Here is a 21,723-nt window from a genome sequence, read left to right as displayed (position 1 = left end):
GATATGGCGCGATCTCTTTATTTATCAGTTCCCTACTACAGGCAACAAAAAAGCCCGCAAGCGTTAACTCACGGGCCATCGGTTTTACAATCTGTTTATGTGCGTAAAACCAGAAGGTTCACTGATCAATAAAAATCTTGAGCCGCCATTTCAGACTGTGCCAACCAGACCGGTTTATCACTGGTTTTCGCCCAAACACGGTGCAGATAGCTGTAAAAGCGGGCGCGATCTTTACGGAAAAGCATCACTGGCAGTGCCAGTAAACCGACCAGAATCACTGCGCTGCGGCGCAAGAGAACCTGATGTAATGGGTATGCGTTGTACATGGACATAACGATCCTCCTATAAAAACGCCTTCGTGTCGTGGGTGGCCGCCCGAGTGTTCGGTAGGCCAATTTACCGCGTGGCGCTGAAAGTAAAATAAGATAATTGGAAACTGGACAAAATTTTACCGCATTGATTGAAACTTTACCACTCATCCGACCACTTATATTGCACAAATTACGACAGAAACTGTCGATTCTGTAATTTTGTTACATAGAAGTTAACTTAAAGCCACTCATTGGTTACATCACCGTTATGCGCTATCTAGCAATGAGAAAACTACAGGCATTCGCCCAGTAAATATCCGTTCAGCGGATTAGGTTTGCTATCGCGCATCGTAAGCTGAATAAGTTACACCCACTTTGTGTCGTTTTTTTGACCGTTTTTATACTTTTTTTACACTCTTTCACGCTTTTTTATCAGGAACTTTTCGTTCAACTTCCTAAGCTGCTGTTATCAAATCATCTGTTACCCAACACTGGGTTATCAAAAAACATACGCTGTGGAGGTGTATTGTGAGTTTCAGCATCTTGGGTGGTGCGCTGCTGGTTCTGCTGCTGTTGGGCTATCTGGTTTATGCCCTGTTTAACGCGGAGGACTTTTAAATGGCAGCGTCAGGATTTCTGCTTATCGCCAGTTTCATGCTGGTGCTGTTGGTGCTGTCCCGTCCGTTGGGGAGCTTCTTAGCGCGAATCATCGAAGGCGAGCCTTTTGCGCCATTACAAAAAATCGAGGCGGGTTTATGGCGCTGTAGTGGCGTCAAAAATGTAGAGATGAACGGCTGGCAATATGCGCTGGCGATCCTCAGCTTTAACCTGCTGGGTATTGTGCTGCTCTTTGCCCTGTTAATGGCGCAAGGCGCACTGCCGCTGAACCTTGAAAATATGCCGGGCATGTCATGGCATCTGGCACTGAACACAGCGGTCAGCTTCGTCACTAACACCAACTGGCAAGCCTATAGCGGAGAGAATACCCTCAGTTATTTAAGCCAAATGGCCGGGCTGACGGTACAAAACTTCCTCTCGGCGGCCACCGGTATTGCCGTGGCATTTGCACTGATCCGCGCCTTTGCTCGCCACTCTGCGGCCACACTCGGCAATGCTTGGGTCGATCTGGTGCGCATCACTTTATATGTCTTGCTGCCGATTGCGCTGCTTATCGCGCTGATTTTTGTCAGCCAGGGCGTGTTACAAAATCTGGATAGCTACCTGCACATCACCACTCTGGAAGGGGTCAAGCAGACCTTACCCATGGGGCCGGTGGCATCACAGGAGGCGATCAAGATGCTGGGCACCAACGGTGGCGGCTTCTTTGGTGCCAACTCAGCGCATCCGTTTGAGAATCCAACCGCCTTCAGCAACTTTGTGCAGATGCTGGCGATTTTCCTCATCCCCTGCGCACTCTGCTTCGCTTTCGGCCAAGTGGTCGGGGACAACCGCCAAGGCCATGCACTGATCTGGGCGATGTTACTGATTTTTGTCGTCTCGGTGGTGGTGGTGATGTTCGCCGAGTTGGCTGGGAACCCGCATTTAACCCAATTGGGTGCTGACAGCAATATCAATATGGAAGGCAAAGAGTCTCGCTTCGGCATTCTCGCCACCAGCATGTATGCCGTGGTCACCACCGCCGCCTCTTGCGGTGCGGTGAACGCTATGCACGACTCCTTTACTGCGCTCGGTGGCATGGTGCCGATGTGGCTGATGCAGATTGGCGAAGTGGTGTTCGGCGGCGTCGGTTCAGGTCTGTACGGCATGTTGCTATTCGTGCTGCTGACCGTATTTATTGCCGGATTGATGATTGGCCGCACCCCTGAATATCTCGGCAAGAAAATTGACGTTTTTGACATGAAAATGACTGCGCTGGCGATTCTGGTTACCCCAGCGGTGGTGCTGCTGGGCACCGCTCTGGCGCTCTGCACTGATGCGGGCCGAGCGGGGATTCTCAACCCCGGCGCGCACGGTTTTAGCGAGGTGCTCTACGCCCTCTCCTCGGCGGCCAATAACAACGGCAGTGCCTTTGCGGGCCTGAGTGTTAACACCCCGTTTTATAACCTGCTGTTGGCAGCGGCGATGTTCTTGGGGCGATTTGGGGTCATTCTGCCGGTATTGGCGATTGCCAGTTCATTGGTGGCGAAGAAGCGCCAGCCTGCGGGTAACGGCACCCTGCCCACCTCCGGCCCCCTGTTTATCGGCTTACTGGTCGGCACGGTGTTATTGGTCGGCGCATTGACCTTTATCCCCGCACTGGCCTTAGGCCCGGTCGCTGAGCACCTGCAAATTTGGTTAGCACGCTGAGTGTTTCACCCAACGTCATTGACGTCGCAGCTCATACCCCTGCGACGTCAAGAACAAAGAGTATTGCTAAGAGAGAATAATGATGACTCACAAACAACGCGCGATTTTTGAGCCAGCACTGGTTCGCACAGCGCTGCTTGATGCAATGAAGAAACTGGACCCGCGCGTCCAGTGGCGTAATCCGGTGATGTTCGTGGTCTATCTGGGCAGTGGGCTGACCACCCTGATCTGGCTGGCTATTTTAAGCGGGCAAACCGCCGGGAGTGCCACTTTTACCGGCAGTGTCGCCTTGTGGTTGTGGTTTACCGTGCTGTTTGCCAACTTTGCCGAAGCACTGGCTGAGGGGCGCAGTAAAGCGCAGGCCGAGAGTCTGCGCGGAGTGAAAAAAACCAGTTGGGCCAAGAAACTCTCCGCCGCCCGCGTTGATGCGCCGCAAGAGAGAGTCTCCGCCGACAGTCTGCGTAAAGGCGATTGGGTGCTGATTGAGGCGGGCGACACCGTGCCTTGCGATGGCGAAGTGCTGGAAGGGGGCGCATCCGTTGATGAGAGCGCCATTACCGGGGAATCCGCCCCGGTTATCCGTGAATCGGGCGGCGACTTCTCCTCGGTCACGGGCGGCACCCGCGTGCTCTCCGACTGGCTGGTGGTTGAGTGCAGTGCGAATCCGGGTGAAACCTTCCTCGATCGCATGATAGCCATGGTTGAAGGGGCGAAACGGCGCAAGACGCCAAACGAAGTGGCGCTGACCATCTTGTTGATCGCGCTGACCATCGTCTTTTTATTGGCGACGGCAACACTCTATCCGTTCTCCGTGTTCAGCGTCGAGGCGAACCAAGCGGGCAGTCCAGTCACAATCACCGTGCTGGTGGCGCTGTTGGTTTGCTTGATCCCTACCACCATCGGCGGCTTGTTATCCGCCATTGGTGTGGCGGGGATGAGCCGCATGTTGGGGGCCAATGTGATCGCCACCAGTGGGCGCGCAGTAGAAGCAGCGGGTGACGTAGATGTGTTGCTACTGGATAAAACCGGCACCATCACACTGGGGAATCGCCAAGCATCTGAGTTCTTGCCGGCTCCGGGGGTCACCGAGCAACAACTGGCGGATGCCGCGCAGCTCTCTTCGCTGGCTGACGAAACACCGGAAGGCCGCAGCATCGTGGTGCTGGCGAAACAGCGGTTTAACTTGCGTGAGCGGGATTTGCACAGCCTGAATGCCACCTTTGTGCCCTTCTCGGCGCAAACCCGCATGAGCGGCGTCAATGTGCAGGAGCGGATGATCCGCAAAGGCGCGGTCGATGCTATCCGCCGCCATGTGGAGTCCAATCAGGGTCACTTCCCGCGTGCCGTGGATGATGCGGTCGAGAGTGTTGCCCGCACGGGCGGCACACCGCTGGTGGTGGCGGATGGGCCGCGGGTGTTGGGTGTGGTGGCGCTGAAAGATATCGTGAAAGGCGGCATTAAAGAGCGTTTTGCTGAACTGCGCAAAATGGGCATTAAAACCGTGATGATCACCGGGGATAACCGCCTGACCGCTGCCGCCATTGCCGCTGAAGCGGGCGTGGATGATTTTCTGGCGGAAGCCACCCCTGAAGCTAAGCTGGCATTGATTCGCCAGTATCAGGCAGAGGGCCGCTTGGTGGCGATGACTGGCGACGGCACCAACGACGCGCCCGCACTGGCACAGGCGGATGTGGCGGTGGCGATGAACTCGGGAACTCAGGCCGCTAAAGAAGCGGGCAACATGGTGGATCTGGACTCCAACCCCACCAAGTTGATTGAAGTGGTGCATATCGGCAAACAGATGCTGATGACCCGTGGCTCACTGACCACCTTCAGTATCGCCAATGACGTCGCCAAGTATTTCGCCATCATTCCAGCGGCTTTTGCGGCGACCTACCCGCAGCTTAATGCCCTAAACGTGATGCAGTTGCACTCCCCCGCCTCGGCAATCCTGTCGGCGGTCATCTTTAACGCGCTGGTGATTGTGTTCCTGATCCCGCTGGCGCTAAAAGGGGTCAGTTATAAGGCGATGAGTGCCGCCGCCCTGCTGCGCCGCAATCTGTGGATCTACGGCTTAGGCGGCCTGCTGGTGCCCTTTGTCGGCATCAAACTGATCGACTTGGTACTTACGGCGTTAAATCTGGGCTAGCCGCATCAATCATCTGTCAGGGTCACGACAAACTTGCGCCGTGACCCATTTTAAGAGCCAAATTGAGGGAATAAAAATGTCATCGACTACCCCTATCTCCACCACCACTCGCCAGTCATACCTACGGCCCGCCTTGGTGCTACTGATATTACTGACGCTAATCACCGGAATCGCCTATCCCCTGCTCACCACTGGGCTAGCAAAATTACTGTTTTCCCAGCAAGCTAAAGGTTCGCTGGTCATGTTGGGTGATGAGGTGGTCGGCTCCCGTTTAATCGGCCAGAACTTTACCCAGCCGGGTTATTTTACGGGTCGTCCCTCCGTCACGGCAGATATGCCTTATAATCCGATGGCTTCAGGCGGCAGTAATTTGGCGATCAGCAATCCGGCACTGGATCAGGCGATCAGTGAGCGGGTTAAATTGCAGCGTCAGGCCAATCCGACGCAAACTGGCCCGGTTCCGGTGGATCTGGTGACCGCGTCCGGCAGTGGTCTGGACCCGAGTATTTCGCTGGAAGCCGCGTATTATCAAGCGCCTCGCATTGCCAGCGTGCGCCAAATGCCGCTGTCTGAGGTGAAACAATTGATTGATAACAACATAGAGAAAGCGATACCTAATTTCTTCGGTGAATCCGTCGTCAATGTGCTGAACCTGAATATGGCACTGGATGCCCAAAGTCACGTGACAGTACCCGCCAGCCCGGCAAAACCTTAAGGACATATGATGGTGGATGCAGAACCAACCCGCCCAGACCCCGACAGCCTACTTGCGGTCGCCAATGAAAAGCCCCGTGGTCGGCTGAAAGTCTTTTTTGGTGCCTGTGCGGGGGTGGGGAAAACTTACGCCATGCTGCAAGAAGCTCAGCGCCTGCGGGCGCAGGGCTTGGATGTGTTGGTGGGCGTGGTCGAGACCCACGGGAGGAGTGAAACCGCTGCCTTGCTCGAAGGGCTGACAATCCTGCCACAAAAGCGCATCTCTCACCGCAATCGCCAAGTGCGAGAGTTTGATCTGGATGCCGCACTGGCCCGCCATCCGGCGCTGATTCTGATAGATGAACTGGCGCACAGCAATGCCCACGGCTCGCGCCATCCTAAGCGCTGGCAAGATGTGGAAGAGCTGTTGGATGCCGGTATTGATGTGCTCACCACCATCAATGTGCAGCACTTGGAAAGCTTGAATGATGTGGTCGGTGGCGTGACGGGCATTCGAGTGCGGGAAACCGTGCCCGACCATATGTTTGATGAGGCCACGGAAGTGGTGTTGGTTGACCTCCCCCCGGACGACCTGCGCCAGCGCCTGAATGAGGGCAAAGTCTATATCTCTGGTCAAGCAGAGCGGGCCATCGAGCACTTCTTCCGCAAAGGCAATTTAATCGCCCTGCGCGAACTGGCCCTACGCCGCACTGCCGATCGGGTTGATGACCAGATGCGCGCCTTCCGTGATACTCAGGGGCGCGAACGCGTCTGGCATACTCGTGACGCTATTTTACTCTGTATCGGCCACAACAGCGGTAACGAAAAACTGGTGCGCACCGCCGCTCGACTGGCAGCCCGATTAGGCTGTATCTGGCACGCGGTCTATGTGGAGACCCCGCGCCTACATGGTCTGCCGGAAGCCCGGCGTCGGGCTATCTTGCGGGTGCTAAAACTGGCACAAGAGCTGGGGGCGGAGACGGCCACGCTGTCCGAACCCAGTGAAGAGAAAGCGGTACTGCGCTACGCCCGAGAACATAATCTGGGCAAAATCATTATTGGCCGTCGGGTAGAAAAACAGTGGAAACTGCGCGGCAGCTTTGCTGATCGCCTCGGTAAATTGGGGCCGGATCTGGATCTGGTGATTATCGCGCTGGAAGAGGATCGTGCCGCCAGTGTCGCAAAAGAGAGTGACGCGCGCACCTTCGCCGAGAAGTGGCGGATGCAATTGCGTGGCTGTCTCGCCGCCATCGGCTTATGTGCCCTGATCACAGTTTTATCACAGTGGCTAATCCCCGGTTTCGACCAAGCTAATCTGGTGATGGTTTACTTACTCGGTGTGGTCATTATTGCGCTGTTCTATGGTCGCTGGCCCTCGGTATTGGCGGCAGTGATTAATGTCGTCAGCTTCGATCTCTTTTTTGTCCAGCCACACGGGTCACTGGCGGTCACTGATGTGCAATATTTGGTGACTTTTGGCGTAATGCTGATAGTAGGGATCGTGGTGGGTAATCTGACCGCAGGCGTGCGCTATCAAGCCAGAATTGCCCGTTATCGAGAGCAACGCGCCCGCCATCTCTACGAAATGTCGCGTGGATTAAGCCGCGCCCTCACCCCTGCGGATATTGCCAAAACCAGCCGCCATTTCCTCTCCAGCAGTTTTCAGGCCAAAACAGATCTGTTACTGCCACAAGAAGATGGCCGTTTACAGCAAATCGCCACTGATGAGGGCGGATCTCTTTCCGTTGACGAAGCCATCGCCCGTTGGAGTTTTGACAAAGGGGCACCTGCTGGTGCGGGGACAGATACCCTGCCGGGAGTGCCTTATCAATTATTGCCGCTCACGGCGTCCAAACAGACATTTGGGGTACTGGCGATTGAGCCAGCTAACTTGCGCCAATTGATGGTGCCGGAGCAACAGCGGTTGCTGCAAACCTTTACCAGCCTGATTGCCAACGCGCTGGAGAGGCTTCATCTGGCGCGCAGTGCGGAACTGGCCAAGTTGGATGCGGAGCGGGAGCAACTGCGTAACTCACTGCTCGCCGCGCTGTCACATGATCTGCGCACCCCACTCACCGTGCTATTTGGTCAGGCGGAAATACTGACGCTGGACTTGGCCGCCGAGGGTTCACGCCACGCCCCACAGGCTAATCAAATTCGCCAACAAGTGCTGAGTACCACCCGACTGGTCAATAATTTGCTGGATATGGCGCGCATTCAGTCTGGCGGTTTTAACCTGCGCAAAGAGTGGCAGTCACTAGAGGAGATAGTCGGCAGCGCGCTACATATGCTGGAGACCACCCTGAGCCACCATCAGATTCGTGTCGAGCTGCCGGATGAAATGGTGCTCATCAACTGTGACGGCAGCTTGCTGGAGCGAGTGTTTATCAACCTGCTAGAGAATGCCCATAAATACGCCGGTCATGAGGCGTTACTGGGGATCAGGGCGACGGTGCAAGGTGAGTGGCTAAATGTAGAAGTGTGGGATAACGGCCCCGGTGTCACCCTGGGGCAAGAGCAGCTTATTTTTGATAAATTCTCTCGTGGAAACAAAGAGTCAGCCATTCCTGGCGTCGGCTTAGGTTTAGCCATTTGTCGTGCCATTATCGATGTCCATGGTGGGCGAATCTGGGTAGAAAAGAGCCAAGATGGCGGCGCTCGCTTCCACTTTACTTTACCTTTGGAAGCCGCACCGGATATTGATGCCGATAACGTTGATATCGAGTACATTGATACAATGAATGACGGCAAATAAAATAGCCTGCTATGTAGGCGCAAAGAGCCTATCTCATTAGGCGTAATTGTTGCAGGCAGTTTGAACATGGACAGCGCGGAAGAACCGGAGCGTACACGAAGTACGTGAGGATTCTGAGCACTGCCCTAGTTCAAAATGGCAAATAAAATAGCCTAATGATGTCGGCGAAAGGAGAGTTAACTATCTCTAGTACCACCACGAACATCCTGATTGTTGAAGATGAAAAAGAGATCCGCCGCTTTGTGCGCATTGCGCTGGAGAGTGAGGGCTGGCGGGTATTTGAGAGTGATACTCTGCAACGGGGCCTGATTGAAGCGGGCACCCGTAAGCCGGATCTGATCATTTTGGATTTAGGGCTACCTGATGGCGATGGCCTGACCTATATTCAGGATCTCCGCCAGTGGAGTGCTATCCCCATTATTGTGCTGTCAGCCCGTAACAGCGAAGAAGATAAAGTGGCCGCATTGGATGCCGGGGCGGATGATTACCTGAGTAAGCCCTTTGGTATCAGTGAGCTACTGGCTCGGGTGCGGGTGGCATTGCGCCGCCATAGCGGTGGCAGCGCGGAAAGCCCGTTGGTGAATTTTGCTGATATCAGTGTGGATTTAATCAACCGCCAAGTCACCCGTGCAGGTGAAAATTTGCACCTGACGCCGATTGAGTTTCGCTTGCTCTCAGCCTTGCTGGCGAATGCGGGCAAGGTGATCACCCAACGCCAGTTACTTACCCAAGTCTGGGGGCCAAATTATGTCGAGCACAGCCACTACCTGCGCATTTATATGGGCCACTTACGCCAGAAACTAGAAACTGACCCCACTCGTCCAAAACACCTTCTGACTGAGACCGGAGTCGGCTATCGATTTATTCTTTAATCAGAAAACCCATCACCTTATCTGTATTAAAATAGATATTTCTTAGACTTATAAATAACACATCACGGCATATTCACTATAAACATTCATAATAAAAATCAGTTTATAAAATGAAAAAAGAAAACTATCATTATTTATGAGACACTCAAAGGAGAATATCATGAAAACTATAGTGCAGACAAAATTAGTATATGAGAGAAGTTCAAGTCACCGTAATGATAAGTATAGAAAAATAACAGAAAAAATTGATAAACACGGTAACGTCTCACTGACATTTCACAACATAGAACCCTATGAGCTATTTATTAAAAAAGTAAACCATAAGTATATCATTGGTATTAAAGATAGTTATAAGTACAAAGCGAGATACTTCGTTGATACAATTGATTTAAGTAAAATCGTGACAAATAAGAACATGAAAATAGAAGATATATTATTCGTATTTATTGGTTCCGCAACCAAGATAAGAGATAGTTTACGAGTAGTCGTACTCAACAAAAAAAAACGACACATCGATCTCAACTGTTATATCAGTAAAATGAAAGTCATTGGAAGCAACCATGACAACATAATTCTAGGAAGCAATCAAGACGATATTATCTATGGCCATGGTGGTAATGATGATATAAACGGTGGCAATGGCTGGGATATCATTAAAGCGGGTACTGGTGACGATTTCATTTCTGGTGGCAACGGAGGTGACCACTTATTCGGTGGCGAGGGTAATGATGCGATTAATGGTGATGATGGTGCTGACGCCATTGCCGGTGGGATGGGCGCTGACATGATACAAGGCGGGAATCAAAAAGATTATATCGAGGGTAACGCCGGTAATGATTATATTTCTGGAGATGCTGATAATGATTTTCTATTTGGTGGTAATAATGATGACCTGATATTCGGTGGTGATGGCGATGATCTAATAGAGGGCGATGGCGAATCTTACTATCCAGAGCCAGAACATAAAAATAATATCGGCAGTGACCATTTATGGGGTAACAAAGGAAATGACGTTATCATTCCGGGTAAAGGAAAGGATTTTCTGGATGGTGGAGAAGGGGATGATCACTATCATTTCTCTTTTGGTGATGGCGCAAATATAATAAATGAAATCTCGGAAAACAGTAATGCTGTTATTTTTAATGACCATTTACTCCTCGAGCTAAAAATGACACGACATAATACCAATCTATTAATCACCAGCAAAAAAACAGGCGATAACCTGCGGGTTTTAGTCAAAGATCAGATAAGTAATAATGGGCCTAAAATTAAGTGGCTAATAACAAAATCGCCGCCAGGTAGAGCAGAATCTGAATTTAGGATACAACTACCCAATATCTTCGGCGAGCGCACTCCTGATTTAGGTGAAATTGAAGACCATGATATTGGTGATATGTTAAAGCATGAACGCGCTTATAGAATTAACAAAGTCTCATCTATTTTTAATCCCATCATGACGGGGAGCAATACTGAGGAGAATTTAGCCATGCTGGTAGACGCAATATCATTGCAAGAAGCATGGGCACTAGCCGGTTATTCTGGCCATGAGTTTATACCCAAAAATGTAGCAAACTTAATTACTTCATTGATTAAGTTATAATACACCAAATTCATGGATGAAAATAAGGTAGGCAAAGGATACCTCAGGGCGTAACATCGTATTTTTGCTATAAAAATAGGTCTTATTCGTGATGAGTACATGGCTAATTTACGCCCTGCTGTCTGCCCTCACCGCCTCTTTGGTGGCAATCTTCGGTAAAATTGGTCTGCAACATTTAGATGCCAATACCGCAACCGCCGTCCGTGCCGTGGTGATGGCGCTGTTTTTGGTGGGTGTGGTGGTAGTTCAGGGGAAATTTAATCTGGTCGGTGCCGTTTTGGCAGATAAAAAGGCGCTGCTGTTTGTGGTGCTGAGTGGTGTCGCCGGGGCTTTGTCTTGGCTGTTTTACTTTATGGCCATTAAAAACGGTAATGTTTCCCAAGTCGCACCCATTGATAAGCTCAGCGTCGTTTTCGCCGTCATTCTGGCCTTTATTCTGTTTGGCGAGAAAATATCGCTGGTGGCAGGATTGGGGGTCGCCTTGATTACCGCCGGAGCTTTGATGGTGGCATTGGGGTGATGGGGCATTGAAGGCAGCACTGAGCTGCCTTCAATGCCTGCTTACCGCCAGCTATTTCGCGCCAGCCAGCACGTCACTGACAATATTGACCGCTTCCTGCTCTATCTTTTCGCGGTGTTCTGCGCCAAGGAAGCTTTCACAGTAAATTTTATAAGCCTCTTCTGTGCCGGATGGGCGGGCAGCAAACCAACCGTTGTCCGTCATCACCTTTAGCCCGCCAATGGATGCACCATTGCCCGGTGCAGTGGTTAAGCGTGCGGTGATGGGGTCACCTGCCAACATACTCGCGTTGACCATTTCAGGTGACAGCTTAGACAATGCGTTTTTCTGTGCTTGCGTGGCCGGAGCCTGAATGCGGTTATAGCTTGGTGCACCAAAACGTTGTGCTAAATCATCGTAGTGATGCTGCGGGTTTTTACCGGTCACGGCTGTAATCTCTGCCGCCAGTAAGCACATGATGATGCCGTCTTTGTCGGTGGACCAAGGGGTGCCGTCAAAGCGCAGGAAGGATGCACCCGCACTCTCTTCGCCGCCAAAACCAAAGCTGCCATCATGCAACCCATCGACAAACCATTTAAAGCCAACCGGCACTTCCACCAACTTACGACCCAAATCTGCCACTACGCGGTCGATCATCGCGCTGGAAACCAGTGTTTTACCCACCGCCACATCGGCACCCCATTGTGGGCGATGCTGGAACAGGTAGTTGATCGAGACAGCAAGGTAATGATTCGGGTTCATCAATCCGGCGGGTGTCACAATGCCATGGCGGTCATAGTCGGGATCGTTGGCAAAGGCCAGATCAAACTTGTCGCGCAGCGCCAACAGCCCCGCCATCGCCGATTCTGATGAGCAATCCATACGGATCACTCCATCGTGGTCAAGATGCATAAAGCGGAAGGTTTGATCGATAGAATCGTTGACCAGTGTCAGGTCCAATTTATAGTGCTCACCAATGCGTTGCCAGTAAGCAATCCCTGAGCCACCGAGCGGATCGACCCCTAATTTCAAACCTGCGCCCTGAATCGCGGGGATATCCACCACATCGACCAAGCCTTCCACATACGGCTGAATCAAATCTTGTTCACACAGATGATTGCCGCGCCAGGCTTTATCCAGCGTTTGGCGCTTCACGCCCTGTAATTTCAGGCCGAGTAGCTGGTTGGCGCGCTTTTCAATCACCGAGGTGAGATTGGTGTCCGCTGGGCCGCCATTGGGTGGGTTGTACTTGATGCCACCATCTTCAGGGGGATTGTGGGACGGCGTGATCACAATGCCGTCAGCCAAAGCTTTACCCTGCACGTTATGGCACAGAATGGCATGTGAGATAGCGGGGGTCGGGGTGAAACCATTATCTTGTTGCACCACGACATCTACGCCATTCGCCGTCAGCACTTCTAACACCGAAATAAAGGCCGGTTCAGACAGGGCGTGGGTATCTTTGCCCACATAACACGGGCCAGTAATACCGTGTTGATGGCGAACTTCCGCGATCGCCTGTGCGATAGCCAGAATGTGTGCTTCATTAAAGCTGTGGCGTAATGAACTGCCACGGTGCCCAGACGTCCCAAATTTGACGGCATGGGCTGGGTTTTCTGCCTCTGGCTGCAATACATAGTATTGCGATGTCAACTGAGCAACATTAATCAAATCGCTTTGCTGAGCTGCTTGCCCAGCACGAGGGTGGTTAGCCACAATAACTACTCCCTATATACCCGTTATCTTCCAAGTTGCGGAGATTTTGGCCGCGCTTGTTCACGGCCTTCCTGCATCTTGAAATCGATTGGGCACAGTTTCAACGAAATTAGATAGTTCCGCACACTTTGTCAGTCAAATCCGGCGGGAACTGCATTGCCAACATGATGTGTTGCACCATGCTGCGCTTACGCTCGGTATTGGTATTGGTAATTACCCAGTATGGCGTACCGGGGACATGTTTGGGCTTGGTATGTGTCCCATTTTGCAATAGCGTTTGTTGATCTCCAGCAAAATAGACCCGAGTGCGGCCATGTAATGATTCTGTCGCCTCGGTAAATGCTTGAGCATCCAGCGTGTAGAGTGTTGATAGCACCAGCATAAAGCGGTTAACCGCCCTGCTTTGCTCCGCATATTCATCGGACAGCAGTAATTCGCGCACCGCACGAACCCGATCTCGTGGTGCCGGAGCCACCACCACTTTCTCCGCATCATGGCGGGTAGCTGTAGTGGCTACCGGCTGACCCGCAGTAAATTTCAGCATACGCCGCAAAATGTCGGACGCGCTTTCACCAATGTGTTGCGTATGACTGGCAATATAGCGATAAAGCTCTTCGTCGAGTTCAATAGTTTTCATCATTATCCAGTACGGGTTTCTACTTTCTTATGCATATCCAAGGATTATAAAGTTAAAGCACGCTAACGAGTACCTTTATCATGGTTTTATCAGGATAATAACGGGCACTAACAGCCGCTATTCAACAATCCACATAGACCTGATAAATCGATGCCTGATAAAATCGTGACGCAGCACTCTTTCGCCCAGTCATGATACCCTAACCAGAATATCTCTCAGCATGAACTTCGCCATGAAATTAAACTTCCGCTTACAAAACGCACTTTCTCCCACGCCATCACTGCCCATCATTCTGCTCCATGGGTTATTCGGTAATCTCGATAATCTGGGTGTACTGGCCCGTGACCTGCAAAAAGAGCATAACGTGATTCAGGTTGATTTGCGTGATCACGGTTTATCGCCCCGTTCGCCACAAGTGAATTACCCCGATATGGCGCAAGATGTGCTGGAGTTAATGGACCAGTTGGCGATAGAGAGAGCGATCATTATCGGCCATTCGATGGGCGGAAAAGTGGCCATGGCGCTGACGGCAATGGCACCGGACCGCATTGAAAAAGTGGTCGCCATTGATGTTGCTCCGGTCGATTATCAGGTCCGCCGCCACGACGCCATTTTTACCGCGCTCAATGCAGTGAGTGCCGCAGGGGTGACTCAGCGTCAAGAAGCGGCCCAACTGATGCGTGACTCAATAAAGGAAGAGGGCGTAATCCAGTTCTTACTAAAGTCATTTCAAAATGGCGAATGGCGCTTTAACGTGCCTGCGCTGTGGGATCAATATGAAAATATTGTCGGTTGGCAGCCCATTCCCCCTTGGCCCCACCCTATTTTGTTTATCCGTGGTGAGTTATCGCCCTATATCCAAGATAGCTACCGCGATGATATTGCCCGCCAATTCCCGCAAGCCCGCGCCCATGTTGTTGCTGGAACTGGCCACTGGGTACATGCTGAAAAACCAGATTCTGTCTTGCGGGCTATCCATCGTTTTATCGATGAAAAATCCACGAGTGAAAAAGCATACTGATTAAATAAAACAGAGCGCGCCATGGATGTTGATTAAAAATTATACCTTGGGGAAAAGAAATGTATTTCCTGTGGAAAAATTGTGCAAAAAAGAGTGAATTAGCCCAATCTAATCACAGTAAAGCATTGTCGTTGCTCGGTTGGCTGGGGTATTATGGCGCGCTATAAATTTGCTGCGGTGTTGGGTAGCAAATGCAAATTCAAGCGGCTGGCAGAGAGGTTATTTAATGCGTTCTATCTCTGTTATAAGCTTGGAATGTGTCAACCAAATCATCGAGAAAGGCTATGTTACGCTTTCTGATGTAACTCCCTTGTAGTACCGCTACCTATGGCAAAAGAACAAACGGATCGCACGACGCTGGATCTGTTCGCAGATGAACGCCGTCCGGGGCGCCCGAAAACAAACCCATTATCCCGTGATGAACAGCTTAGAATTAATAAGCGAAATCAACTACGGCGCGATAAAGTACGTGGCTTACGACGCGTGGAACTGAAGATTAATGCCGATGCCGTCGATGCTCTCAACAGTCTTGCTGAGCAGCGCAACATCAGCCGCAGTGAATTGATTGAACAGATGTTACTTGCTCAATTAGCCCACGATCAAGACGGGTTTTAACCCCATCAGCTTCCACGACGGCGTGGCGTAAATACTTACGCCACGCCGTTATTTCTTTATTCCCTTCGTATTTGAAATATCTGGCTAGAAGGTTTCCCAGTTGGCGTTGCTGTCCGCCTTGGTAGCGACCGGAGTCAAAGTTAATGGATTCGCCCGAGGTTTCATCGCCGGTTTTGCCCGTGCATCATCCGATTGTAATTTAAATACCGCCACCGCTCGGTTTAACTGTGTCGCCTGCTCTTCCAGCGAGGCCGCAGCACGCGAGGCCTCCTGCACCAACGCCGCATTTTGCTGGGTCACACTGTCCATCTCTGCCACCGCTTGCCCAACCTGACTGATACCTTTACTTTGCTCATCAGAAGCCGAGGCGATCTCCCCCATCAAATCCGTGACATTAGTAATGGAACGAACGATTTCATCCATGGTGATGCCCGCACTTTCCACCAATGCCGAGCCACTTTTGACTCGGTTGACCGACTCAGTTATCAAACCATCAATCTCCTTCGCCGCCTGTGCACTGCGCTGTGCCAGATTTCGCACTTCACTGGCGACCACCGCAAAACCACGCCCCTGTTCACCCGCTCTGGCCGCTTCCACCGCAGCATTCAGCGCCAGAATATTGGTCTGGAAAGCAATACTGTTAATCACAGTGGTGATATCCGCAATTTTGCGCGAACTGGCTGAGATCTCATCCATGGTGTGAACCACGTCAGCCACCAGCGCCCCCCCTTTTTTCGCCGTTATGGAAGCATTCGCCGCCAATTGGCTAGCATGGTGCGCATTATCAGCATTGTGTTTTACTGTTGCGGTTAGCTGCTCCATGCTGGCTGCGGTCTCTTCCAGCGCGGCGGCCTGCTGCTCAGTGCGGGAGGATAAATCGGTATTGCCCGCAGAAATTTCGGCCGCGCCGTGATAAATCCCATCAGTGCTGCTACGAATAGCCTCGACGGTATTGACCAAACTGGTTTGTACATCGCGTAATAACGGGAAGAGCTGCCCAACACAGTTACGCCCAAAATCGACGATAGGCTGCCCCAGTTGACCAGAAGCAATCACCCGAAAATGTGCACGGATATCATCCAACGGGCGCACCAGATTGGCCAACAAATAGCGATCAGTTGCCAGTAAAATCACCAGACCGGCCACCAACGCAGAGATAAGCGTAATACTGCTCACTTTCGTCAGTTGCGAGAATTGCTCTTTTGCTACGCCAATGGCCTTTGAGGCGGCCTGATTAAACCCCTCGGCAACCGAGCCATATTGGCGGCTTAATGCGGGTACCGTTTTTTTCGCCAGTTCTTGATAAGCGGCCGTATTGTTATCCATTGCCGCCTGATAAAGCGGTGTCACCCCCTGCTCAATCAATCCACTCCACCCATCAATCACCCTAGAGACTAAAGCGGGATCAATCTGTGCGTGGTCGATGGCCTTAAATTCCGCGAGTCGTTTCTTCAGATTTTCCAGTGCAATATTGGACGATTTGAGTTCTTTGTCTGCATCCGCGATGTTGCCGCTCTGACGATAATCTACTGCGCGGGCAAGACGTGTCACCATGCGGAAATATTGATCCGTCCCCTGATTAACTAAAGTCATGTTATCAACCAGCACACTGTTCGCGTTAGACGATTGTGTAAGTTGATTCAGTGATAACAATGTATAAGCAGAGACGCCGCCCCAGAGCAGGCAAAAGGCACCAAGCACCCAAAGTAGCGCGGCTCTGATAGTAATATTTTTTAAAAACTGCATGTTCGTTCCCCTTATATATCGGATGGTTACCGTTAGAGACTCAGGTGTTATTTGATGACCGAAAAGCAATAAAGGACGTTCCATACAGCTAACGACAACTCCTTTCCGGCAAATTTTCATCTGACGGTTTCCCCCTGGCACCGCTAATTGCAACCTTTCAGTTACACAACGGTTATCGGCAATGACGTTATAAGGTTGAGCAACTCACAAAAATTTAATATCGCATAAACTTGATACCCGTCTGACGGGGTTTTCTGGCATTATGCCGCCCTATGAAATGTGTTATATTATTGGGCAGAAAGCGCGATAATCTGCATAACTATTTGAATTTATAAGGTATTAAGTTATATGGCAACTGTAGGCATTTTCTTTGGCAGCGATACTGGCAATACCGAAAACATTGCCAAGATGATCCAAAAGCAACTGGGCAAAGAGGTTGCTGAGGTTCACGACATTGCCAAAAGCAGCAAAGAAGACTTAGAAGCCTTCGATATCCTGCTGATCGGTATCCCAACTTGGTATTACGGCGAAGCACAGTGTGACTGGGATGATTTCTTCCCGACACTGGAAGAGATCGATTTCAACGGCAAACTGGTTGCCCTATTTGGTTGCGGCGATCAGGAAGACTACGCGGAGTATTTCTGCGATGCGATGGGCACCGTGCGTGACATCATCGAGCCACGAGGTGCCGCGATTGTCGGTCACTGGCCAACCGCAGGCTACCACTTCGAAGCCTCCAAAGGTTTGGCTGATGACGATCACTTTATCGGTTTAGCTATCGATGAAGATCGCCAACCAGAACTGACGAATGAACGTGTTGATGCTTGGGTAAAACAGATCAGTGAAGAGATGAATCTGTCTGAGATCACCGGCTAATTTGTTACTGTGGAGGCGCAATGGCGTATTATTATCGTCGGGCGTCTCCGCTGCTTTTCACCCCTTTCACCCTTCTCTGTTAAGCAGCCCACAATTCCACATCTTCATTAGTGAATAATAAAAATAAGTCGCTACAAATTTGTAACGTTATGCGTAGCGGATATAGACTAAAATGATGCTACATCCCCATTCATCAATACACTGCATGATTAATCTGGCAAAGTGTGCAATTATATCTTTGTTAACAACCACGGTTTTCATTTGGGGCTAGCAGTTCTATAATGAGACGCAATTGTAATTATTGCGCCACGGATGTCATAGGCTGAACAGCCTTAATTTGAATCGATAGTAACAGGACTGAATCCGCATGACTGACAACAACAAAGCCTTAAAAAACGCTGGCCTTAAAGTAACACTGCCCCGGCTGAAGATTCTGGAAGTGTTGCAAGATCCGGCGTGCCACCACGTCAGCGCGGAAGATCTTTATAAAAAGCTGATCGATATCGGTGAAGAGATTGGTCTGGCGACGGTTTACCGCGTACTGAATCAATTTGACGATGCCGGTATTGTGACCCGCCACAATTTCGAAGGCGGTAAATCAGTCTTTGAGTTGACGCAGCAGCATCATCACGATCACCTGATTTGTCTGGATTGCGGTAAAGTGATCGAGTTTAGCAATGAAGCGATTGAAACTCTTCAACGTGAAATATCTAAGCAACACGGTATCAAGCTGACCAATCACAGCCTGTATTTGTATGGCCACTGTGAATCCGGCGACTGCCGTGAAAATGAGTCTGCACACGATAAAAGATAATGCCGCGTTATCGCGCTGATCTTATAAAGATTTTAAGCACTGAATCACGTTAGGTTTATTTTTGGCCCTGATAGTGCTATTTAATTATCGGGTTAACATAAGTCCCAGCAAAATGGCCACCTTTCCCGTACGCTCACCTCAGCGGGAGCCGGGTGGTCACTCTTATTGATATCCCGTCATCCCCTAATCTTACATGACATATTTTCGCTGTTTATCATGACTCAGTGATTAGGCTGCCTGCATGAATTTTGACGTAAAAAAACCCCGGCAAGCCGGGGGAAAAACCATCAACTCAACTTCACTTAATTTTGTTTATCGCAAAATAAAGAAAACAGCAGACACAGCGTTTTGAAACTCATCATCACACTTTAACCGGCTCGGCCCGACTACTACGTTTACCATCCGGGCTGGTTGAACGGATCATCACATCACCGCTGACTTTAGGTTGCGCTTTGGCATCATATTGCTGCCATTGCTTACCGCCATCAGTGGAGTACTGGATGATCAAGCCCGGCAATGAGATATTGGCCTCTAATTGACCCGCAACCACCCGTGCTCCAGGTACTGGTAGGCGGTAAGCAATGCCCGCTTTATCCAATTTCGCCAGTTCACGTTGGCCCATAATATTGGCAAAACGCTGCCAATCGGTGTCCAGCGCCTTGGTATCAACCCAATGCGTCTCACCGCCTTTGTACTCGCGGCCCGCTTTATAATCTTGCTCCCATGACGCGCGATGCCAGGCACGTTCCGCCAGTGGTAAGACGCGCGGGAAGATCATGTACTCCATCTGCTCATCAGTGCGGACGGTTTCATTCCACGACTGACCGGAAATACCGTGTACGCCCGGCCACGGCTTATCACTCTTCGCGCTGAAGTGATTGCCATCGCGATCGACAGAGGTTTCGGCGTTTTGCGGCATGTTATCTGGCGCGAAGCTGAAGACTTTAGCCTCGTCGTTAAAACGGGTGGCCCAGTAGTAGCCTCGTTCATTCGGGTTAACTTCATACGGCATGTCGAAGTAGACATAATCCGGGTTGGAGGCTACCACTTCGTAGCCTTTATTGGCCCAATCGTTGATTGAATCAGCGCCGCCCCAGAACAAGGTGTCCCAGAAGTTGACACCAACACGTTGAGTCGCAAAGTCTTTCGCGCCTTTGGCATCTTTCAGGCCATCCTGCCAAGCTTGCATTTTTTCGATGCCATGGGCATTCACCAATTTGCTCACTTCAATGGCGAAGTGGCTGGAGAGATGCTCCACGTCCTGAACTTTGCCTTGCTTGACCATCTCCTGACATACCTGCGACTTGGCCCATGGCTTATCTTCAACACTCTTATCAATGATGCCTTTACCCGGCTCAATCGGGCCATTTTTGTCTTGGAAACCGGCCCCCAGACGGATATTTTTCGCCTCATCACCGCCAAAGTGCCAAGTGGTCAGCGGCATCCCCGCCTCTTTGTGCATCTGAGCCATTTCGCCGATCACTTTATCAACGAAGCGCTTAGAGGAGTCCAGACAAGGGTTCAGGTAGCTTTTGCGCTCATAGAACTGCACGGAGGTAGTATTGGAGTCATCTGTCGGGTCAAGCAGGCGGAACTCATTGGCCTCTTGCTCTTTACCCTGCTTCATCAGATTGTTGTAACGGGCCTCCATGGAGACCACCGCCGCACGAGCATGGGCGGGCATGTCGATTTCAGGAATGACATCAATCTGGCGCGCTTTGGCGTATTTCAGAATTTCGATGTAATCATCGCGGGTGAAGTGACCACTCCCCAGATTATTGCTATCCGGGCCAGACCCCAACTGCGGCAACAAACAGCTGTTTTCAGTCAAATCGTGGCAACGTTTACTGCCCACATCAGTCAGCTCTGGCAGGCCGGGGATCTCAATACGCCAGCCCTCATCGTCGCTCAGATGGAAATGGAATTTGTTCAGCTTGTAAGCGGCCATCTGATCCAGTAAACGCAACACGGCATCTTTGGTTTTGAAGTTACGGCCGACATCAAGGAAGACGCCACGATATTCAAAGCGCGGCGCATCTTTTGCGTCCAATGTCGCTATTTTCTGGCTACCGTCAGTGGGCACCAAAGAGAGAATAGATTGCAGACCATAGAAGACGCCTGTGGGATCAAAGCCAATAACCTGTGCGCCCTTCTCGCCGATTTTCAGCTCATAGGCACCAGAGACCGCTAAATCGCCCTTAAACGCAGCCGGTTGGATCGAGGTTTTTATCGGGAAACCCGCAGCATTCAGCTTCAGGCCGAGCAATTCGAAACGCTGCTGTACCACCTCGGCAGCCGGTTTAGGCAAGGCGCTCAGGTCCAGTGCCACACCTTGGCTCAAATTCACATCTTGCGAGTGAATCTCGACCGCCATTGGGGTCGGAATAATCTGCCCGCGTAAGTTCGTCGCCGTTAATGTTTTCACCGCGTCATTTTTGACGAAACGGGATTCCGGCGTCATCAGCACATTATTATCGTCTTTGGTGCGTTTCCACTGATCGCCCGTAAATTGGGTTAGATATTCGTTGATATCTTCAGTGTCGGTACTTTTTAGCACCTTGGGTTTCGCATCGCCCGATGTGGCATACCAGCGCGGCATAAAGTCAGTGGCAAATAGCTGCCAATACTCACCGGTTATCGGGATTTCAACCGCCTGATTGGCAGGGAAACCGGCGAATTTAGCCGTAGGTTCAATTTTATGCAGGTCACCGGTCAGGTGAGTGATTTTAAACTGATCATTATCTACCGTCAGAATTTGGCGAATGCTGTGGAAGTAAATGGCCCAATCCTGGCCTTTGATCTCATCCCCAGTGTTGGTCAGCGTAATCATGACTCTATTGCACGATGCCCAGTCAGCTCCCAACTTGGCACAATCAACCCCATTCTCGCCAGCACGGTTATCCAACACTTTATAGTTCACTTTCAAGGTACTGAGCTGGTCTACAATCTGTTGATTGGCGGTGTCGGCATTGGCGGCCCCCATCAAGCCAAAGGTCGCGGTGATCGCCGCTAACGTATTTAATTTGAATTTGTTCATCACTAACCTCATCCGTAATTAATAATTGCAGCCAGAGTCACTACTGGAAGTATTGCTGCTGGCTGAATTATTGTT

General features: G+C 50.8%; 17 protein-coding genes. 12 read left to right on the top strand and 5 right to left on the bottom strand.

Going from position 1 to position 21,723, the window contains the following annotated elements; genetic code table 11:
- Positions 1-125: 125 nt before the first annotated feature.
- Positions 126-332 carry a YbfA family protein gene (locus tag HRD69_RS11510; protein WP_032814742.1) on the bottom strand — a complete coding sequence of 69 codons (207 nt, stop codon included), beginning with the start codon at positions 330-332 and terminating at the stop codon, positions 126-128.
- A gap of 507 nt (positions 333-839) precedes the next feature.
- On the opposite strand from HRD69_RS11510, the gene HRD69_RS11505 reads away from it, so the two are divergent.
- From HRD69_RS11505 to HRD69_RS11470, 8 genes are all read left to right on the top strand, one after another.
- Entirely contained in the window at positions 840-929 is a 90-nt protein-coding gene (locus HRD69_RS11505; protein ID WP_032814743.1) for a K(+)-transporting ATPase subunit F, read from the top strand.
- Entirely contained in the window at positions 930-2,618 is a 1,689-nt protein-coding gene (gene kdpA, locus HRD69_RS11500; RefSeq protein ID WP_004875607.1) for a potassium-transporting ATPase subunit KdpA, read from the top strand.
- 82 nt (positions 2,619-2,700) lie between these two features.
- The gene (gene kdpB / locus HRD69_RS11495) at positions 2,701-4,767 is read left to right on the top strand and encodes a potassium-transporting ATPase subunit KdpB (RefSeq protein WP_032814758.1); all 2,067 of its coding nucleotides are present in this window, start codon (positions 2,701-2,703) and stop codon (positions 4,765-4,767) included.
- A gap of 76 nt (positions 4,768-4,843) precedes the next feature.
- Entirely contained in the window at positions 4,844-5,482 is a 639-nt protein-coding gene (gene kdpC / locus HRD69_RS11490; RefSeq protein WP_032814744.1) for a potassium-transporting ATPase subunit KdpC, read from the top strand.
- Positions 5,483-5,491: 9 nt separating this feature from the next.
- Entirely contained in the window at positions 5,492-8,215 is a 2,724-nt protein-coding gene (kdpD, locus tag HRD69_RS11485) for a two-component system sensor histidine kinase KdpD (protein WP_032814745.1), read from the top strand.
- Between the two features lie 155 nt (positions 8,216-8,370).
- A complete protein-coding gene (gene kdpE, locus HRD69_RS11480; protein ID WP_004875611.1) occupies positions 8,371-9,087 on the top strand; it encodes a two-component system response regulator KdpE in 717 nt (238 codons plus the stop codon).
- Positions 9,088-9,247: 160 nt separating this feature from the next.
- A complete protein-coding gene (locus HRD69_RS11475) occupies positions 9,248-10,687 on the top strand; it encodes a calcium-binding protein (RefSeq protein WP_050413207.1) in 1,440 nt (479 codons plus the stop codon).
- A gap of 91 nt (positions 10,688-10,778) precedes the next feature.
- Positions 10,779-11,207, top strand: coding sequence for an EamA family transporter (locus HRD69_RS11470; protein ID WP_004875614.1), 429 nt, complete (start codon positions 10,779-10,781; stop codon positions 11,205-11,207).
- 51 nt (positions 11,208-11,258) lie between these two features.
- Here HRD69_RS11470 and pgm read toward each other — a convergent pair whose 3' ends face one another.
- A complete protein-coding gene (gene pgm / locus HRD69_RS11465; RefSeq protein WP_004875615.1) occupies positions 11,259-12,902 on the bottom strand; it encodes a phosphoglucomutase (alpha-D-glucose-1,6-bisphosphate-dependent) in 1,644 nt (547 codons plus the stop codon).
- Positions 12,903-13,011: 109 nt separating this feature from the next.
- Positions 13,012-13,539, bottom strand: a complete 528-nt coding sequence (gene seqA / locus HRD69_RS11460; RefSeq protein WP_032814747.1) for a replication initiation negative regulator SeqA — start codon at positions 13,537-13,539, stop codon at positions 13,012-13,014.
- Between the two features lie 232 nt (positions 13,540-13,771).
- On the opposite strand from seqA, the gene ybfF reads away from it, so the two are divergent.
- Both ybfF and ybfE read left to right on the top strand, forming a co-directional pair.
- Positions 13,772-14,560 (top strand): esterase, encoded by a 789-nt coding sequence (ybfF, locus tag HRD69_RS11455; RefSeq protein ID WP_032814748.1) that lies wholly within the window; start codon positions 13,772-13,774, stop codon positions 14,558-14,560.
- A 327-nt stretch (positions 14,561-14,887) separates the two neighbouring features.
- Complete coding sequence (ybfE, locus tag HRD69_RS11450) at positions 14,888-15,175, top strand: LexA regulated protein (RefSeq protein ID WP_004875618.1); 288 nt, start codon at positions 14,888-14,890, stop codon at positions 15,173-15,175.
- A gap of 84 nt (positions 15,176-15,259) precedes the next feature.
- Here ybfE and HRD69_RS11445 read toward each other — a convergent pair whose 3' ends face one another.
- Positions 15,260-16,921 carry a methyl-accepting chemotaxis protein gene (locus HRD69_RS11445; RefSeq protein ID WP_004875619.1) on the bottom strand — a complete coding sequence of 554 codons (1,662 nt, stop codon included), beginning with the start codon at positions 16,919-16,921 and terminating at the stop codon, positions 15,260-15,262.
- A gap of 348 nt (positions 16,922-17,269) precedes the next feature.
- Between HRD69_RS11445 and fldA the strand changes: the two genes are divergently transcribed.
- Both fldA and fur read left to right on the top strand, forming a co-directional pair.
- The gene (gene fldA / locus HRD69_RS11440; RefSeq protein WP_004875620.1) at positions 17,270-17,797 is read left to right on the top strand and encodes a flavodoxin FldA; all 528 of its coding nucleotides are present in this window, start codon (positions 17,270-17,272) and stop codon (positions 17,795-17,797) included.
- Between the two features lie 367 nt (positions 17,798-18,164).
- Positions 18,165-18,611 carry a ferric iron uptake transcriptional regulator gene (gene fur, locus HRD69_RS11435; protein WP_004875622.1) on the top strand — a complete coding sequence of 149 codons (447 nt, stop codon included), beginning with the start codon at positions 18,165-18,167 and terminating at the stop codon, positions 18,609-18,611.
- Positions 18,612-18,972: 361 nt separating this feature from the next.
- Here fur and HRD69_RS11430 read toward each other — a convergent pair whose 3' ends face one another.
- Positions 18,973-21,648, bottom strand: coding sequence for a beta-N-acetylhexosaminidase (locus tag HRD69_RS11430; RefSeq protein WP_032814750.1), 2,676 nt, complete (start codon positions 21,646-21,648; stop codon positions 18,973-18,975).
- Positions 21,649-21,723 lie beyond the last annotated feature (75 nt).

Source organism: Yersinia mollaretii ATCC 43969 (assembly GCF_013282725.1).
GTDB lineage: Bacteria > Pseudomonadota > Gammaproteobacteria > Enterobacterales > Enterobacteriaceae > Yersinia > Yersinia mollaretii.
The sequence above is the reverse complement of the archived record's forward strand: the minus strand, read 5'-3'. Positions and strand labels throughout refer to the sequence as shown.